General features: G+C 72.0%; 16 protein-coding genes. 10 read left to right on the top strand and 6 right to left on the bottom strand.

The window, feature by feature from the left end; translation table 11 throughout:
• Positions 1-4 precede the first annotated feature (4 nt).
• Positions 5-1,132, top strand: a complete 1,128-nt coding sequence (locus tag ACYQ78_RS11300) for an erythromycin esterase family protein (protein ID WP_459800723.1) — start codon at positions 5-7, stop codon at positions 1,130-1,132.
• Here ACYQ78_RS11300 and ACYQ78_RS11305 read toward each other — a convergent pair.
• Positions 1,129-1,773, bottom strand: coding sequence for a hypothetical protein (locus ACYQ78_RS11305; RefSeq protein ID WP_459800724.1), 645 nt, complete (start codon positions 1,771-1,773; stop codon positions 1,129-1,131). The genes ACYQ78_RS11300 and ACYQ78_RS11305 overlap by 4 nt on opposite strands.
• 134 nt (positions 1,774-1,907) lie before the next feature.
• Here ACYQ78_RS11305 and ACYQ78_RS11310 point away from each other — a divergent pair, with 134 nt between their 5' ends.
• From ACYQ78_RS11310 to ACYQ78_RS11320, 3 genes are read left to right on the top strand one after another with little or no spacing between them, the layout of a single operon-like run.
• Positions 1,908-3,650: a sensor histidine kinase gene (locus ACYQ78_RS11310; protein ID WP_459800725.1), complete on the top strand. Its 1,743-nt coding sequence runs from the start codon at positions 1,908-1,910 to the stop codon at positions 3,648-3,650.
• Positions 3,647-4,294: a response regulator gene (locus ACYQ78_RS11315; RefSeq protein ID WP_459800726.1), complete on the top strand. Its 648-nt coding sequence runs from the start codon at positions 3,647-3,649 to the stop codon at positions 4,292-4,294. Before ACYQ78_RS11310 ends, ACYQ78_RS11315 begins: the two co-directional genes overlap by 4 nt.
• A gap of 34 nt (positions 4,295-4,328) precedes the next feature.
• The gene (locus ACYQ78_RS11320; protein WP_459800727.1) at positions 4,329-5,195 is read left to right on the top strand and encodes a fumarylacetoacetate hydrolase family protein; all 867 of its coding nucleotides are present in this window, start codon (positions 4,329-4,331) and stop codon (positions 5,193-5,195) included.
• Here the strand turns inward: ACYQ78_RS11320 and ACYQ78_RS11325 are convergent, their stop codons facing one another.
• Entirely contained in the window at positions 5,196-5,495 is a 300-nt protein-coding gene (locus tag ACYQ78_RS11325; protein ID WP_459800728.1) for an STAS domain-containing protein, read from the bottom strand.
• A gap of 84 nt (positions 5,496-5,579) precedes the next feature.
• Between ACYQ78_RS11325 and ACYQ78_RS11330 the strand changes: the two genes are divergently transcribed.
• On the top strand, positions 5,580-6,443 hold the full coding sequence (locus ACYQ78_RS11330) for a tyrosine-type recombinase/integrase (RefSeq protein ID WP_459800729.1): 864 nt from the start codon (positions 5,580-5,582) through the stop codon (positions 6,441-6,443).
• 12 nt (positions 6,444-6,455) lie between these two features.
• Positions 6,456-7,436, top strand: coding sequence for a methyltransferase (locus ACYQ78_RS11335; RefSeq protein WP_459800730.1), 981 nt, complete (start codon positions 6,456-6,458; stop codon positions 7,434-7,436).
• Here ACYQ78_RS11335 and ACYQ78_RS11340 read toward each other — a convergent pair.
• The 4 genes from ACYQ78_RS11340 to ACYQ78_RS11355 form a co-directional block, all read right to left on the bottom strand.
• Entirely contained in the window at positions 7,402-10,404 is a 3,003-nt protein-coding gene (locus ACYQ78_RS11340) for an efflux RND transporter permease subunit (protein ID WP_459800731.1), read from the bottom strand. The two genes, ACYQ78_RS11335 and ACYQ78_RS11340, sit on opposite strands and share 35 nt — an antisense overlap.
• Before the next feature lie 88 nt (positions 10,405-10,492).
• On the bottom strand, positions 10,493-11,164 hold the full coding sequence (locus tag ACYQ78_RS11345; RefSeq protein ID WP_459800732.1) for a response regulator transcription factor: 672 nt from the start codon (positions 11,162-11,164) through the stop codon (positions 10,493-10,495).
• Positions 11,161-12,336 (bottom strand): sensor histidine kinase, encoded by a 1,176-nt coding sequence (locus ACYQ78_RS11350; protein WP_459800733.1) that lies wholly within the window; start codon positions 12,334-12,336, stop codon positions 11,161-11,163. Before ACYQ78_RS11350 ends, ACYQ78_RS11345 begins: the two co-directional genes overlap by 4 nt.
• A 58-nt stretch (positions 12,337-12,394) precedes the next feature.
• Entirely contained in the window at positions 12,395-12,970 is a 576-nt protein-coding gene (locus tag ACYQ78_RS11355; RefSeq protein ID WP_459800734.1) for a CPCC family cysteine-rich protein, read from the bottom strand.
• Between the two features lie 776 nt (positions 12,971-13,746).
• On the opposite strand from ACYQ78_RS11355, the gene ACYQ78_RS11360 reads away from it, so the two are divergent.
• From ACYQ78_RS11360 to ACYQ78_RS11375, 4 genes are read left to right on the top strand one after another with little or no spacing between them, the layout of a single operon-like run.
• On the top strand, positions 13,747-14,589 hold the full coding sequence (locus ACYQ78_RS11360) for an ABC transporter ATP-binding protein (protein WP_459800735.1): 843 nt from the start codon (positions 13,747-13,749) through the stop codon (positions 14,587-14,589).
• A complete protein-coding gene (locus ACYQ78_RS11365) occupies positions 14,586-15,296 on the top strand; it encodes an ABC transporter permease (RefSeq protein WP_459800736.1) in 711 nt (236 codons plus the stop codon). The genes ACYQ78_RS11360 and ACYQ78_RS11365 overlap by 4 nt, the downstream gene beginning before the upstream one ends.
• Positions 15,287-16,354 carry a sensor histidine kinase gene (locus ACYQ78_RS11370; protein WP_459800737.1) on the top strand — a complete coding sequence of 356 codons (1,068 nt, stop codon included), beginning with the start codon at positions 15,287-15,289 and terminating at the stop codon, positions 16,352-16,354. The genes ACYQ78_RS11365 and ACYQ78_RS11370 overlap by 10 nt, the downstream gene beginning before the upstream one ends.
• The gene (locus ACYQ78_RS11375; protein WP_459800738.1) at positions 16,351-16,944 is read left to right on the top strand and encodes a response regulator; all 594 of its coding nucleotides are present in this window, start codon (positions 16,351-16,353) and stop codon (positions 16,942-16,944) included. The genes ACYQ78_RS11370 and ACYQ78_RS11375 overlap by 4 nt, the downstream gene beginning before the upstream one ends.
• The last annotated feature ends 364 nt before the right edge of the window (positions 16,945-17,308 follow it).

The raw sequence follows: 17,308 nt of genomic DNA on the forward strand, positions 1-17,308 counted from the left end.
GGACATGAGTCAGGAGATTCGCGACTTCGTCCCTTCGTCATGTGAACTGCTGGGCCTCGGCGAGCCGACCCACACCGAGCCCGCCTTCGGGTGGCTCCGCAACGGCTTCCTCGCCCGGCTCGCCGCCGAGGGCTTCCGCTCGATCGCCCTCGAAACCGGCCGCAGCGCCGCGCTCCTCGTGAACGACTACGTCCAGGGCGGCTCCCACGACCTCGACACGGTCATGCGCGACGGCTTCAGCCACGACTGGGGCGTCAAGGATCACTACCGGGCGCTCGTCACCTGGATGCGCGACCACAACGAGAAGCTGCCGGAGGCCGACCGCCTCACCTTCCACGGCTTCGACGCCGAGACCGAGAACTACAACGCCCCCAGCCCGCGCCGCCACCTCGAACACGCCCGCGACCACCTGGGCCTCGACCACGACTTCGCCGGCCTGCTCGGCGACGACGAACGCTGGCACCGCACCGAGGCGATCATGGACTACACCGAGTCCCCCGGCGCCTCCCCCGAGGCCGGGAAGGCGCGGATCCTCGCCGACGACATGCTCGTGCGGCTGTACGCCCAGGCGCCCGACGTCCCGAGGGCCGACTGGATCCGGGCCAGGACACACCTCACCACCGGGATCGGCCTGCTCCGCTACCACGCCAAGGCGGCCGTCCCTCTCGCCGACCCGCGCGACCGGATGGTGCTGCTGCTCGGCATCCGCGACGTCCTGATGGCCGAGAACCTCTTCGCCATCCGCGACATCGAGGCCCGCCGGGGCCGTACCTTCGTCTTCGCCCACAACGCCCACCTGCAGAAGAACCCGAGCACCTGGAAGATGGGCGACCGCGCGGTGACCTGGCACGGCGCCGGTTCGATCGTGGCGGCGCTGTGGGGCGACCGCTACGCCTTCATCGCCGCGAGCCTCGGCCGCAGCCCGGCCGTCGGCCTCGCCGACCCCGATCCGGCCACCTACGAGGGCCGTCTCGACTTCCCGGCGTGGGGCCTGACCACCGCACTCCCCGAGGGCGCGACCCGCACCGACACCACCCCGCAGCAGGGCTACTTCCCTCTTACCCCCGCGACCCTCGACGGCGCCGACGCGCTCCTGCACGTCGGCGACGGATCGAGCGTCACCGCGCCCTAGTTCCTGGCCATCCGGAGGGCGAGCGGGGCCAGCCCGGCCAGCAGGGCGGCCAGCCACACAGCCGACACGACCGGCGTCGACCCGAGCACGGCGAAGGCGATCGTCCCGGCGACCACGACCCCCATCGCCCACACCGGGATCTGCCCGGCCCGGTAGAGCCCGACGGACTGCGGGAGGAACGCCAGGAAGGCGAAGAAGTACGGCACGAACAGGGCGGTGAAGAACGCCTGTCCCTCCAGGACGCCGGTCAGGTCGTAGCCGAGCCCGGGGTCGAAGCCGGTCGCGAACCCCAGCTGAAGCCCGTAGTAGGCGACCAGGTGGACGACCTGGCCGATCACCCCCAGCACGCCGAAGACCAGGCCCACCCGCGCCCAGGTCGTGTCCCTGGCCGCCCACCAGAGCGCGACGACGGCCGGGACGCCGACGAGCGCCGCCGCCAGGGCGAGCCAGGCGGCGGCCTGGTAGGTGCCGAGGTTCGCGGCGATCGACGCCGACTGGGCGACCGCCTGCTCCCTGCCCCATTCGGTGACGATGCCGGTCTCGGTGGCGGCCCCTTCGGCCGCCATGCGGAGCTGGTCTGCGGCGCAGGTCAGCACGGGGGCGGCGAGGATCGAGGCGGCGCCCAGAACGCGGATGGCCATGACGTGGTCCCTTCGTTTCGGTGTGCCGTCAGCGTGGGCTCCGGGCATGGGCCGCCGCGTCCGCCGAGGCGGAGTCCGCCGGGTCAGACTCAAGGGGGATCCCGGGCCGGGCGGCGCGCGTCTACCGTGACGACGTGACCGTTCGGCAGTGGCTGTTCCCCCTGGCCTGCGGCGTCTGGGTGGTCGCTTTCGACCCGCGCCACGGGTGGCTCCTGGCGCTGCTCACCCCGCTGCCGGTGGCGCTGCTCCCGGCCCGTCCGGTGGCCGCCGCGTCGGGGTTGCTCGGGCTGGTGGCGGTGTACGTCGGTCTCGGCGGCGCGCTCGACGGGCCCGCGCTGGTGGCGCCGGTGCTCGCCGGGGCGTTCGGCCTGGGCCGCTACTCGACCCGGCTCGCCGGGGCCGGGTGGACGGCGGTGGCCGCCGGGCTGGTGGCCTGGCGGCAGGACGCGCCGTCGGCGGTGTTCTCGGCGATCGTGCTGGGCGGGACCGTCGTGTTCGGGGTGCTGGTGCGGCGGCGTACGGAATCGGCGCGGAACGCCGAGCGGGCCCTGGCCGAGACCACCGCGCGCGATCCCGCCCGGGTGGCGGCCGAGGTCGCGGCGGGCGAACGGGCCCGGCTCGCCCGCGAGACCGTCGCGCTGGTGCGGGAGGCGGTGGCCGCCATGCACGCCCACGCGTCCCGGCCGGGCGCCGGCCACGCGGCGCTGACCGAGGTCCAGCGGCGTGGCCATTCGGCGGTGACCGACCTACGGCGGCTCCTGGGTCTGCTCCGGCGCGAGGAGACCGCACCGGAGTCCCCGCCACGGAGCGCGACGCCCGCCGGGCCGTGGTGGCCCGACGTCGCCGCCTCGCTCGTGCTGGCCGGGCTCGCGCTCGCCGAGCACGGCGGGCCGCTCGCCCTGGTCATGGTGGGGGCCGTCGTGGTGCGCCGGGTCGATCCCGCCCTCGCGTGCCTGGCCGCCGTCGCCGCCACGGTCGCCGCGATCGGCTGGCGGATGCCGATGGAGGGCGGGTTCTGGCTGGTCGGGGTCGATCTGATGCTGGCCTGGGCCGTCGGCGGCAGCACGTCGCGGCGGGCCTGGGCCGCGCTGGCCCTGCTGGCGCTCGCCCGGTTCGCCCAGGTCCGGCTCGCCGCCCCGGGCAACGAGCCGCTGGAGCTCGCGTTGCTGGCCCTGGGGGCGGCCGCCGCCTACCTCTGGGCCGAGCGCGACCGCGAGGAGCGGGCGGCCCGCGCCGGCACCGACCGGATCAACGCGGAGACCCGGGCGATGGTGGCGGCGGCGGTCCGGGAGGAGCGGCTCCGGGTCGCCCGGGACCTGCACGACGTGACCAGCCACGCCGTGGGGGTCATGGTCGTCCAGGCGGGAGCGGCACTGGCGCTGGCCGGCCGCGATCCGGCCGCCTCGGCTCGGGCGGTGGCCGAGGTCGGGAAGGCGGGCGCGCACGCCCTGGCCGAACTCGACCTGCTGGCCCGGCTGCTCGACACCGGCGATCCCGGGCCCGAGGGCGACCTCTCCGCGCTGATCGCCCGGATGACCGCGAGCGGCCTGCGCATCGACCACCGTCTCGACCTGCCCCCGATCGGCTCCCCCGAGGTCGACCGCGCCGTCTACCGGACCGTCCAGGAGGCCCTCACGAACGTGGTCCGGCACGCCCCGGGCAGCGACGTCACCCTGACCGCCACGACCGGTGCGGGGATGGTCGAGATCCGGGTCGGCAACACCCTCCCGCCGGGCGGCTCCGCCCACACGGAGAGCGGGTTCGGCCTGGTCGGGCTGGCCGAGCGGGTCAGGGCGCTCGGCGGGACCCTCTCGGCGGGGCCGTCCGGCGGCACGTTCACCCTGCTCGTCCGGCTCCCGTTGGAGGTCCCGTCGTGATCCGTATCGTCATCGCCGACGACCACGAGCTGGTCCGCAGCGGTCTCGGCGCCATCCTGGACGCCGAACCGGGCTTCTCCGTCGTCGGCCTGGCCGCGGATGGTCCGGCCGCCGCCCGGTCGGCCGCGGCGCACGAGGCCGACGTCGTGCTGATGGACGTCCAGATGCCGGGCGGCGACGGCATCGACGGGACCCGGCTGGTCCTGGGGCGCAGGCCCGCGGCGAAGGTGATCGTGCTGACCACGTTCGACCTCGACGAATACGTGTTCGGGGCGCTGCGGGCCGGGGCCAGCGCGTTCCTGCTGAAGACCTCGCCGCCGAAGGACATCGCCGCGGCGATCCGGTCGGTGCACGCCGGGGACCTGCTGTTCGCCCCCACGGTGACCCGCCGCCTGGTGGAGACCTACGTCCGGCATCCGCCCGCCTCCCCCGACCGGCTGGGCGGGCTGACCGACCGGGAACGCGAGGTGCTCCGCGAGGTCGCGAAAGGACTGTCGAACGCGGAGATCGGCCGGGTGCTCTTCCTCGGCGAGGCCACGGTGAAGACCCACGTCACCCGCATCCTGGCCAAACTCGGCGTCCGCGACCGGGTGCAGGCCGTGGTGGCCGCCTACGAGTGCGGGTTCATCCGGCCGAGCGGTTAGATAGGACGCAAGAACCACCCAAAGGAGCGGTTACGTGCACATCGTGCGGTTTATCGGCCCGGCCAGCGGTCAGGCCACGATCGGTCTCGACGACGGCGTCCACATCATCGAGCTCGACGGCTCGATCGGTGAGCTGCTCCGGCTGACGGTGGAGGAGCTGCGCGACCTGCTCGCCGCTGCCGACGGCCCGCGCCACGACCGGTCCTCTGTACGCCTGCTCCCGCCGCTCGACGACCGCATGGAGGTGTGGGCCGCGGGGGTGACGTACGAGCGCTCGAAGGCGGCCCGCATGGTCGAGAGCGAGCAGGCGGCCGACGTCTACGACCTGGTCTACGACGCCGACCGGCCCGAGCTGTTCTTCAAGTCGGTGGCCTGGCGGGCGACCGGGCACGGCGGGCACGTGTCGGTGCGGGGCGACTCGGAGATCGACGTACCGGAACCGGAACTGGGCCTGGTGGTCAACCGGTTCGGCGAGATCGCCGGATACACCGTGGTCAACGACATGAGCTCGCGGACGATCGAGGGCGAGAACCCGCTCTACCTGCCCCAGGCCAAGATCTACCTGGGTGGCTGTGCCACCGGTCCGGCGATCAGGCCGGTGTGGGAGGTCGCGAATCCGTACACGCTCGGGATCGAACTGACGATCACCCGCGACGGCGAGGAGGTGTGGAACGGGCAGGCGAGCACCGGGCAGCTGCACCGCAAGCTCGACGACCTGGTCGGCTACCTGTTCCGGGAGGACGTCTTCCCCGACGGCGTGATCCTGGCGACCGGGACCTGTCTGGTCCCGGAGCTGCCGTTCACGTTGAAGGCGGGCGACGAGATCACGATCTCGATCGCCGAGGTGGGCACGCTCACCAGCACGGTCGTCGCCGGGAAGGCCGCGATGCCGGGCTTCTGATCAGTCGGCGACGGGGAACCGGTCGGTCAGCCCCGTGATGTGCAGCAGCCGGGCCATCCGGGGCGTGACACCGGACAGGCTGAGGGTGATGCCCATCATCCGGGCCCGGCGCTGGGCGTGGAGCAGCACGCCCAGCCCACCGGCGCCGCAGAAGGTGACCGCCGACAGATCGAGGATCAGCTCGTCGATGCGGGGGTCGAGGGCGTGGAGGATACGCCGGCGCAGGTCGGCGGTGGTGAAGATGTCGATGTCCCCGGAAAGGTGCAGGACGGTCGGCGCCGTGGCTTCCAGAACGGTCATGACGGCACTTCCTCGCTGATGGCGGTCTTCTCACACTACCCCACCACTTCCGGGATTCCGTGTTTCCGGAAGTAGAATCGAAAGGTGACACCCGGAGGGACCGACGCCGTGCTGGCCGACTACGCCGCCGCGCTCGCCACCGCGCCCCTGGCGGCATCGACCAAGGGGAAATACGTCTCCCGCCTGCGCGGATACCTGTCGTGGCTGGCCCTTTCCACCTTCGACGGCGACCCGCTGACCGATCCGGCGACGGCGACCGGCGCGGTCGAGGCCTTCCGGCACCACCTCAAGAGCGCCCGCCGGGCGCCGGCCACGATCGACACCTACCTGTCGGCCCTCGACGACTTCTACGCCCGGCGCGGCGTCGGCAGACCCGAGGCCCGCCGCGAACGCACCGTCCGTCACCCGGCCCCGCGCGCCCTCGACGCCGGGCGGGTCCGCCGCTACCTCGGCCGGGTGCGCCACACCGCGACCCCGCGCGACCGGGCCATCGCCCTGCTCCCCTACCTGGCCGGGCTGCGCACCTCCGAGGTCGTCGGGCTCGACCTGGCCGACGTGCGCCCCGACGGCCTGGCCGTGCGCGGCGGCAGGTCCCGGCTGGTACCCGTGCATTCCGACCTGCGCGCGGTGCTGACCGGCTGGCTGGAGGTCCGGGCCGACTGGAAGGGCGCCGACGCCGAACCGGCGCTGTTCCTCAACAAGCGCGGCGCCCGCCTGAGCGACCGCGCGGCCCGCGACGTCATCACCGGCTTCGCCGACCCCGACGACCCCTTCAGCCCGCTGGTGCTGCGCCACACCTTCGCCACCCAGCTCATCCGTGCCGGCAGGGATCCCGTCGTGGTCGCCGAACTGCTCGGCCTGGAGTCGCTCGACAGCACCCGGCGCTACGGCCCGCCCGCCGCGACCAGCCGCGAGGCCGTGCTCGACTCCCTGATCACCGACGCCTGAGAGGAGACCGGCATGGCCGAGACGTGGGGCGGCCCGCTGTGGCGCGCCGCCGACCTCTACACCCCGATGGCCCTGCGCGTCGCCGCGACCCTGCGGGTCGCCGACGCCATCGCCGCCGGGGTGACCACCGGCCCGGCCCTCGCGGCCCGTCTCGGGGTGGCCGAAGATCCTCTTGTACGCGTTCTCGACCACCTCGTCACCGCCGGTTTCCTCAGCGGCGACGACGGCTCCTACGCCCTGACCGACGACGGCCAGTGGCTGCGCGACGACCACCCCGAGCGCGTCCGCTCGCAGATCGACCTGACCGGCGCCATCGGCCGCGCCGACCTGAGCGCGGTGGAGCTGCTCCACACCGTCCGCACGGGCGAGGCCGCCTTCCCCCAGCGGTTCGGCCACGGGTTCTGGGAGGACCTGGCGGCCCACCCCGAGGTGGCCGAGTCGTTCGACCGCACGATGGGCTCCCAGGAGGTCGCCGAGGTGGCGGCCGCCTACGACTGGGCCGCGCTCGGCGACGTCATCGACGTGGGCGGCGGCGACGGAACCCTGCTGATCGGCCTGCTGACGGCCCACCCGTCGCTGCGCGGGACGGTGATCGACCTCCCGGCCCCGGCCACCACCGCCGAGAAGGCGCTGCGGGCGGCCGGGCTCGCCGACCGGGGGCGGGCGCTGACCGGAAGCTTCTTCGATCCGCTGCCCGGCGGGGCGGGCGGCTATGTGCTGTCTCGGGTGCTCCACGACTGGAGCGACGCCGACGCCGCCCGCATCCTGGCCAACTGCGCCAGGGGCGGCCCGGTGATCGTCATCGAGGAGGCGAACGGCGGCGTGATCAACACGGAGATGAACCTGCGCATGCTCGCCTACTGCCTGGGCCGCGAGCGGACCGTCGACCAGCTGGTGCACCTGGCCCGGGGCGCAGGACTGGCCCCGGGCCGGGTGGTGTCGACCGGCTACCGCGACGTCATCGAACTCTTGCCAGCACCCGCTCCGTCGTGACCGGGGCCTTCTTCTCCTTGCGGCCCTCGACGATGGCGTACAGCGTCGGGACCAGGACCAGCGTCAGCAGGGTGGAGCTGAGCAGGCCGCCGATGACGACCACGGCCAGCGGCCTGGAGATGAACCCGCCGCCTCCGGTGATGCCCAGGGCCATGGGCAGCAGCGCGAAGATCGTGGCCAGCGCCGTCATGAGGATCGGGCGCAGGCGCTTGCGGCCGCCCTCGATGATCGCCTCCTGGAGCGGCACGCCCTGACGGCGGTACTGGTTGATCAGGTCCATCAGCACGATCGCGTTGGTGACGACGATGCCGACGAGCATGAGCATGCCGATCATCGCGGCCAGGCCGAGCGAGGTGCCGGTGACCAGCAGCAGCGTGATCGCGCCGGTGCCGGCGAACGGGATCGACACCAGCAGGATGAACGGCTGGATGAGGCTGCGGAAGGTGGCGACCATGACGAAGAACACCAGGGCCACCGCCGCGAAGAGGGCGACGAACAGGCTGTCGAACGCGTCCGACTGGTCGGCGCTGGCGCCGCCGACGCTGTAGGTGACCCCGGCCGGCAGTTTCAGGTCGGCGAGCCTGGTCTCCAGGGTGCCGGTGGCGGCGCCGAGGTCGGTGCCGGTGTTCTTGCCGCTGACGGTGACGTTGCGTTCGCCGTCGACCCGGTTGACCGAGGCCGGGCCCTGGACCTGCTCGACGGTGGCGACGTCGCCCAGCGTCAGACCGGGGCCCAGCGGCAGGTTCTCCAGCTGGGGCAGGGAGGCGGGGACCTCCTCGGGGGCCAGCACGACGTCGGCGGTGGTGCCGTCGAAGGAGAGCTGGGTGACCGTGGTGCCGGTGAAGGCCTGGGCGACGGCCTGGCCGATGACGGCCTCGCTCAGCCCGCGTTCGGCGGCCTTGGCGCGGTCGACGGCGACGTCGATGCGGGGCGAGGTGTCGGCGATGCCGCTGGTCACCTCGGTGATCCCCGGAATGGTGGCCATGGCCGCCTGGACACTGTCGGCGCCCTGGCGCAGGGCGTCCAGGTCGCCGCCCTGGAGCACGACGGCGAGCTGGTCGCCGCCGAAGCCGCCGCTCACCCCGACGGTGATCTTGCCCGCCTCCGGGCCGAGCGCGGCGACACGCTCGCGGAGCTCGGTCTCGACGGCGGCGACGTCGTCCTCGTCGCCGACGGTGAGGGAGTAGCTCGCCCGGCCGGGGTCGCCGCCGCCGACGGTCGCCTGGTAGGAGGTGATGGCGTCGATCCCGGTCAGGATCTTCTCGACGCGCTTGGCCTGGGTGTCGGTCCCGTCCAGGGAGGTGCCGGGCGGCATCGTCTGGCTCATGCTGACGGTGTTCTGGCCGCCGTCCTCGATGAGGCTGGTCTTGAGCTGCGGCACCAGGGTGAGCGTGACGATGAAGATGCCCAGGGCTGCGGCGAGCGTCGGCAGTTTGCGGGTGACGGCGAAGCGCAGCACGGGGATGTAGGCCCGCTGCAGCACGCTGTCGCGTTCGCGCTGCTCGGCCCGCTCGCGGTCGCCGTCCTTGGGCGCCTTGAGGAACCAGTAGCTCAGCACGGGGACGACCGTCAGCGACACCAGCAGCGAGGCGACCAGCGCGACGGCCACGGTGATGGAGAAGGCGCTGAACAGCTCGCCCACGAGGCCGCCGACGAAGGCGATCGGCAGGAACACCGCGACCGTGGTCAGCGTCGAGGCGACGACGGCGCCGGTGACCTCGCGGACGCCCTCCATGACGGCCCGGTGCTTCTCCTCGCCGTAGGACAGGTGGCGCTTGATGTTCTCCAGCACGACGATCGAGTCGTCGACCACCCGGCCGATGGCGATGGTCAGCGCGCCCAGGGTGAGCATGTTGAGCGAGTGGCCCTCGACCCACAGGGCGATCAGCGCGATCAGCACCGACAGCGGGATCGACACGGCCGTGACCAGCGTGGACCGTACCGACAGCAGGAAGATCAGGATGACGATGATCGCCATGACCAGTCCGAGGACGCCCTCGGTGAGCAGGTCGTCGATCGCCTTCTCCACGGCCGGGGCCTGGTCGAAGACGATGGTGGACTCGGCGCCCTTCACGAGGCCGGGCAGCGCCGCGCGCACCGCGTCGGAGATCGACACCGCGTTGCCGTCGGGGGCCATCGTGATCGAGATGCCCAGGCTCGGTGTGCCGTTGGTCCGCGTGTACGAAGTGGCGGTGCTCTCCGCCAGGGTCACATCGGCGACCTCGGCCAGCCGCACCTTCGAGACGGGGAGGTTCCTCAGATCGTCCAGAGAGGTGAAGGGGCTGCCGACCTGGACGGTCAGCGCGGTCCCCTCCTGCGTGAGGGTTCCGGCGGGCCGGGCGGTGCCGGAGTCGCGGATGGCGGTGGCGATGGCCGAGGGGTCCAGGCGGTGCCGGGCCAGCTTGGCGGGGTCGGGCGTGATGGTGATCGTCTGGGCGCGCACCCCGGTCACGGTGGCCTGCTTGACGCCCTCGACGGCGTTCAGCGCGGGGATGGCGTGGGTGTCCAGGTCGTCGGCGAGCTGCCGCTGGTCGCCGGTGGAGCTGACCGCGATCTGCATCACCGGCAGGTCGTCGAAGCTGCCCACCGAGGCGCGGGGCTCGACGCCCGTGGGCAGCCGCACACCGTCGGCGGCCTGCTGCACGGCGGCGCGGGCCGCGTCGATGTCGGCGCCGAAGTCGAACGAGATCCGGACCGAGGAACCGGCCTCACGCGACGTGGAGGTCACCTTGGTGACGCCCTCCAGCCCGCGCAGCGCCTCCTCCAGCGGGATCGTCACCTGGTCTTCGACGATCTGGGGGGCGGCCCCGGGATAGGCGGCGCTCACCGACACCTGGGGGAAGGTCAGGGGCGGGAGCAGTTGCTGTTTGAGCAGCGGGATCGTATAGACACCGAGCGCGGTCACCGCCAGCGTCACGAGCATCACCAGAGCCCGGTTGGCCAGGCTCAGCCTTGTCAGAATGGTCACTCGTTCAGCCTTGCGGCGCTCACCTGCGAAAATGTCCGCCGGAAGAACGGTTCGCGGCTACCGCGACCGCAGTATCCGGCCCGCTCCGCTACCGCGGTCGCGGGTGCACCAGGCCGGTCTCGTACGCGATGATCACGAGCTGGGCGCGGTCGTGCGCGCCGAGTTTGAGCATGGCCCGGTTGACGTGGGTCTTGGCGGTGGTCCGCGAGATGCCGAGCCGGTCGGCGATCTGGTCGTTGGTCAGCCCGCCCGCGACCAGTGCCATGATCTCCTGCTCGCGTTCGGTCAGCGCGGCCAGTTCGTCGGGGGTGTGCTCGCGCCCGGCGCCCGGACTGGCCAGGTAGCGGGTGATGAGGCTGCGGGTGGCCCAGGGTGACAGCAGCGCCTCCCCCTTGTGCACCACGCGGATCGCCTCGTGCAGGTCGGCGGCCTCCACGCCCTTGCTCACGAAGCCACCGGCCCCGGCGCGCAGCGCCGCGAAGACGTATTCGTCGATCTCGAACGTGGTCAGCACGAGCACCTTCACCTCGGCCAGCGCCGGATCGGCGGTGATCTGCCGGGTGGCGGCCAGTCCGTCCATCCCGGGCATCCGGATGTCCATCAGCACGACGTCGACCCCGCCCTCCCTGGCCAGCCGGACCGCCTCCCGCCCGTCACCGGCCTCCCCGACCACCTGGAGATCGTCGGCCGCGTCGATGAGGGCGCGGAACCCCGCCCGCACCAGCACCTGGTCGTCGACCAGCAGCACCCGGACGCTCATCGGCCGCCGTCGTCGTACGGGAGCAGGGCGTACACCCGGAACCCGCCGCCCGACCGCGGGCCCGCGGTGAACCGGCCCCCGAGGGACAGCGCCCGCTCCCGCATCCCGATGAGCCCATGGCCGTCGCCGTCGCCGTGCCTCCGGACCCGCCCGTCGCCGCCGTCGTCGCTGACCTCGATGCTCAGCGCGGAGGGTGTCGCCGCCAGCCGCACCTGCGCGTGCGCCGCCGGGGCGTGCTTGCTCACGTTGGTGAGCGCCTCCTGGACGATCCGGAACGCCGCCAGCTCCACGGGCACCGGCACCTCCTCACCGTCCGGCCGCCCGGCCGGGGTCTTCAGCCGCACCCGCAGCCCCGCCGCGGTGAAGGAGGACACCAGATCGGGCAGCCGGTCGAGCCCCGGCGAGGGCTCGGTCGGCCACTCTTCCTCGACGCCCGGACCGCGCAGCAGCCCGACCGTCGTCCGCAACTCCCCGAGTGCCTGCTTCCCGGCGTGCCGCACGTGCCGCAGCGCCTGACGGCTCTGCTCGACGTCGTGGTCGAGCCCGTGCTCGGCGACCTGCGCCTGGACGTTCATCAGCGCGATGTGGTGCGCCAGCACGTCGTGCAGCTCCCGGGCGATCCGCAGCCGCTCCTCCATGACCCGCCGCTCGGCCTCCTCCTCCTTGCTCTCCTCGGCCCGCCGGGCCCGGTCTTCGATGGCGGCCACATAGGCGCGGCGGCTGCGCACGGCGTCTCCGACGGCCGCCGGCATCCCCACCCAGGCCACCTGCGCCAGCACCTCGGGCGTCAGCCACGACTCCCCCGGCGACACCACCCGCCACCCGCCCAGGGCGAGCGCGACCACGGCACCCGCCAGCCACGCCCGCCGCCGGGGCGTGCGCGTGGCCACGGTGTAGAGGGCGATCGCGGGCATCAGGTCGAGCACCCGATCGCCGCCGAGCTCGGGATAGACGAACGCCACCACGGTCGTGACCGCCAGCACCACCTGCGGCGCCCGGCGCCGGAACGCCAGCGCGCCACAGCTCACCGCCCCCAGCAGCACGAAGACGGGCGGGGGCACGTCACCCAGCCGTATGCCGGCCGAGGGAGTGATCACCACGAGCGCGAAAAGGACCAGCGCCGTCGCACCATCGACGACCTGGGGACTTACCGCCCTCCGCCGCACCTTCACGGACATCAGGGTAGGCGGCCCCCGGAGAGGTCCCCTCCTCCTGAAGGACGTCCCCGGCCTACTGCGATCGCGGTAGCGACATGATCCTTTCCTTCGCCTCTGCTTGGGATATTCCGAACACTCTCGATACCACCCAGATGGATTCCGCGCGGGAGTGATGCGTGGCGCGCAGGTGCTCGATGGCGGAGGCGAGATCCTGGAGCATCAGGTCGGAGCACATGTCGTCCAGCCGGGACTTCTTTCTCATGATCTTCGTTTCGTCGCGGGCCATCGGGTGCCAGAACCCGGGCGACCACCAGTACAGAACCGTGTAGTCGGATGGCCAGGGGTGCAACTGCCGATCGGTCGGCTCGAACCGGTCGATCGCCAGGTCGATGACCCGCCATCCGGCGGCGACGCGCTCCGACGGGCGGGGAGGTCTGACGTGGGGAAGGGACTTTCGCTCGCTGGCCGCGAAGAGGGCGAAGTTCTTCTGGGCCTCGACGAGGGATACGCGGTTGGCGCCCTCGTCGAGCAAGGGCCATCTGAGCTGGGTGATGTCGTCTTCCCAGAAGCAGACGGAGCAGATCTCCCAGCTGCCCGGCCCGTTCTCCTGCGTGAGATGTCCGCAACAGCTACACGGGAACGGCTTCACATGATCACCCCGGCCCGATGATGAGCCCTGTGAGGCCGATCTAGGAAGATCCACGAGCCTCCCGGTCGACGGCGGCCCTGTTCGAGAGGTCCGGGACCACGTGCTCGAACAAGCCCGGCATGCCGGGCGGGCACTCTCCATAGACCCGGGACCTACTTCGAACGGGCCCGGCCGTGCGGGTGTGGGGACTGCCCCACGGACCCGGGCCACACGTCGAACCAGCCCAGCACACCGTAGGGACGCGGGCGCTCCCCAGACATCGAGGCCACACCTCGCTCGGCACGACAAGCGGGCGCAGGCACCGTTCAAAAGACCCGAAGCCACACTTAGAGCTCCTAACAAAATGAAGCCAGCAAAACGCGGCGAGATGCATCACCTGCATCGGCGGCGCTGGGCAACGGCGCATTGTCCGGCACCAGAGTCATTCTGTTAGGACCTCTTAGCCCCGCACACCAAGCAGACGCGGACACCATCGAGAAATCCAGGACCACACGTCGAACAAACCCGGCACACCGTGGGGACGCGGACGCTCTCCAGAGATCGAGGCCACAAGGCGGGCTCAGGCACCGTCCAAAGATCCGAGACCACACGTTGAACAAACCCGGCACACCGTCCAATGACCCGGGACCGCACTTCGGAGTAGCCCGGCCGTGCGGGTGCGGAGACTGTCGCGAGGCCCAGGGCCTCGCGCGCGGGGCGCGGTATGACATTCGTCATCCGGGGCGGGCTGATCGGCGGCACTACAGCGCGTCGGCGCGTCCGGCGACGCTGGTTCCATGTTGGAACTCACTGACCTGACCAAGAAATATGGAGAGATCACCGCGCTCGACGGTGTCAGCCTGCATGTGCGTAAGGGCGAGAAGGTCGCGCTGCTCGGGCCCAACGGGGCCGGGAAGACGACGCTCCTGTCGATCGCGCTCGGGTTGCTCTCCCCCGGCTCTGGGACCGCCCGGCTACTCGGGCGTCCGCCGCAGGAGGCGCTGGCGGCCGGGCGGATCGGGGTGCTGCTCCAGGACGCCGGGTTGCCCGAAGACGTGAAGGTGAGCGACCTGGTCGCCGCCGTGGCCGGAATGTATCCCCGCCACGCGCTGCTCGACCTTGGTGACCTGTCCGAACGCCGGGTCATGGCCCTCTCGGGCGGCGAGCGGCAGCTCGTCAGGTTCGCGCTCGCGCTGGCGGGCGATCCCGAGTTGTTGATCCTCGACGAACCGACCGTGGGGCTCGACGTCGACGCCCGGCGGGCGCTCTGGCTGGAGGTGCGGGATCGGACCGTCGTGTTCGCCACCCACTACCTGGCCGAGGCCGACGACCACGCCGACCGGGTCGTGCTGCTGTCGGGTGGCCGGGTCGTCGCCGACGGGCCGGTCGAGGAGATCAAGGCTCTGGTGGGAGGCACGGAGGTGCGGGTCACGCTCGACACCATGGATCTCCGGCGGCTGCGGGCGCTGCCCGGCGTCCACGACGTGCTGGTCGACGGGAGCGCGGCGACCCTGCGGACCGGCGACTCCGACGCGACGCTGCGGGCGCTGTTCGCCACGTTCGACGAGGTGCGGAACGTGCGCACGGCCGGGATCGACCTGGAGAGCGTGTTCGTCAGCCTGACCGGTGAGGGGGCATGATGCGATCCTTCCTGCTGTTCGAGGTGCGGCGCGGGATGTCGAGCCCGGTCAACCTGATCTTCCTGGCCGGGTTCCCCGTCCTGCTCTATCTGTTGTGGACGAAAGTGCTCGACCTGGCCTCCGGGCCGGTGTCCATGGTGTCGATGGCGACGTACGGCGCGATGGGAGGTGCGTTGTTCATCGGCGGGGCGATCGCGCTGGAGCGGGCGAACGGGTGGCTCCGGCAGCTCGCGGTCACACCGCTGCCCGCCCACGGCTACATCGTGTCGAAGCTGGTCGCGGGGATGCTGGCCGTGCTGCCGAGTGTGGTGATCGTCCTGGCGGCCGGGTGGCTGCTCGGCGGGGTTCGGCTGCCGGTCGGCACCTGGCTCGCGTTGCCGCTGCTCATCTGGGCCGGGGTGGTGCCGTTCGCGGCCCTGGGAGTGGCCATCGGCTACGCGCTCAGAGGCCAGACGGCGAACATCGCGATCATGGTGGTGTTCTTCCTCCTGGCGGTGCTCGGCGGGCTGTGGCTGCCGGTGTCGCGGATGCCCGAGGGATTGCGGGCGGTGGCCGAGTACAGTCCGGCGTACCAGGCGGGGTCGCTGGGATGGCGGGCGCTCGACGGGCTGCCGCCGACCGGCACGTCGGTGCTGGTGCTGGCGGGGTGGACGGCACTGTTCGTGCTGCTCGGGGTGTGGCGATATCGGGGGGCCGCGTGGAGGTGAACCACCGGGTGCTGACGCTCGCGCGACTGATCTCGCTCGGCTGGCTGTTCATACTGCTCTGGCCGTTGTGGGAGGCGTTCCGCGAGCGCCCTCCCCTCTGGCAGATCCTCTGCATCGTGGCGCTGACCGGGGTGTTCGCCGTCTGCTGGAAGCGGGTCATGTGGCGCGTCTTCAGCGCGACCGGCCCCGACCACCTGAGCGCCGGGCTCCTGCTGGCGGCAGCGGCGGGGCTCTATCCGCTGCTGGGGGCGCCCTGGGCGTACACCTCCTGGCTCTACGTGATCTCCGTGCTCGGAACCCTGCCCTTCCTGGCCGCCGGGGTGCTCGTGGCCATCGTGGTGAACGTCCTGGTGCTGCTCGGCGCCGGTGAGGGCTTCGTGTGGTGGCTGCCGCTCGCGATGGCGCTGGAGGGGGCGGCCGTCCAGGCCCTCGCCCACATGCGGGGTCTGATCGCCCAGCTCAACGTGGCCAGAGCCGAGAGCGAGCGGCTCGCGGTGGAGAATGAGCGGCTCCGGTTCGCCCGCGACCTGCACGACATCCTCGGCCACACGCTGACCTCGATCACCATCCGCAGCCAGCTCGCCGCCCGGCTGACCACGACCGATCCCGGCCGAGCCGCCGAAGAGATGGGCGGAGTCGAGCGCACCGCCCGCCAGGCCCTCGACGACGTGCGCGACGCGGTGGCCGGATATCGCGCGGTGTCGCTGCCGGAGGAGCTGCGCAACGCCGAGGCCGCACTCGACCTCGCCGGGATCCGGCTCACCGTCTCGGGCGCGGGCCCCGTCCCGCCCGGCTCCGAGTCCTTACTGGCTTGGGTCGTACGTGAAGGGGCGACCAACGTCCTCCGGCACAGCCGGGCCACCGAATGCTGGATCACCCTGGGCCACGGTCCGAGAGGGGTCAGCCTGGAGGTCCGCGACGACGGCCAGGCCTTGATCCCCGTGGTGCCCGGCACCGGCCTGCTCGGTCTGGCCGAGCGGATCGAGGCGTCCGGCGGCACCCTGGAGGCGGGCGGCCTGCCCGGCGGCGGCTACCGGCTCCGCGTGGAGGTGCCGTGATCCGCGTCCTCATCGCCGACGACCAAGATCTGGTCAGAGGCGGCCTGGCGGCGCTGCTGGGGCTCGAACCGGACATCGAGGTGGTGTCCGAGGTCGCCAGAGGCGACGAGGTGCTCGCCGCGGTGGCCGCCCACCAACCCGATGTGGTGCTGCTCGACATCGAGATGCCGGGGCTGACCGGCCTGGAGGTCGCCGAGCGACTGGCCGGGGTGCGCGTGATCATCGTCACGACGTTCGGGCGGCCCGGCTACCTGCGCCGCGCACTCGACGCCGGGGCGTCCGGCTTCGTGGTGAAAGACGCACCCGCCCCCGAACTCGCCGCCGCCGTACGCCGGGTGATGGCCGGCGAACGCGTCGTCGACCCGAAGCTCGCGGTGACCGCGCTGGCCGTAGGAGCCAACCCGCTGACGGTGCGGGAAGGTGACGTCCTCCGCGCCGCCGACGGCGGAGCGAGCGTGTCCGACATCGCCCACGCCCTGTTCCTGACCGAGGGAACGGTACGCAACTACCTGTCCTCGGCGATCGGCAAGACCGGCGCACGCAACCGCGCCGAGGCCCTCAGCGTGGCTCGGTCACGCGGCTGGCTCTGACACCCGACGCCGCACCTGACTGGGGGAACACAACCGGGCTGAAACACTCAACATCGCGCGACCGCGCAATCGCTCTGAGACCAGGAGGCTCCGCACCCGGTTACAAGCGCGACGAGGCGCTCCGCGTGGCACGGTCGCGCAACTCACTCTGAAACCAGGGCTCGCACCCCGTTCAAGCGCGGCGAGACGCTCACCACGACCCCGTCACGTGGTCGACTTTGTGAGCAAGACCCGGTTCAGGCACCGTAAGGCGCTCAAGCGTGGCGCCGCCGCGCGGTGACTCTAGGTGTACTTGGCCGAGATCTTGGTGACACATGGCCATCGGTGATTGATCACGAAGAAGACCTCCGGGCGTAGTGGAGTT

Source organism: Herbidospora sp. RD11066 (assembly GCF_054661255.1).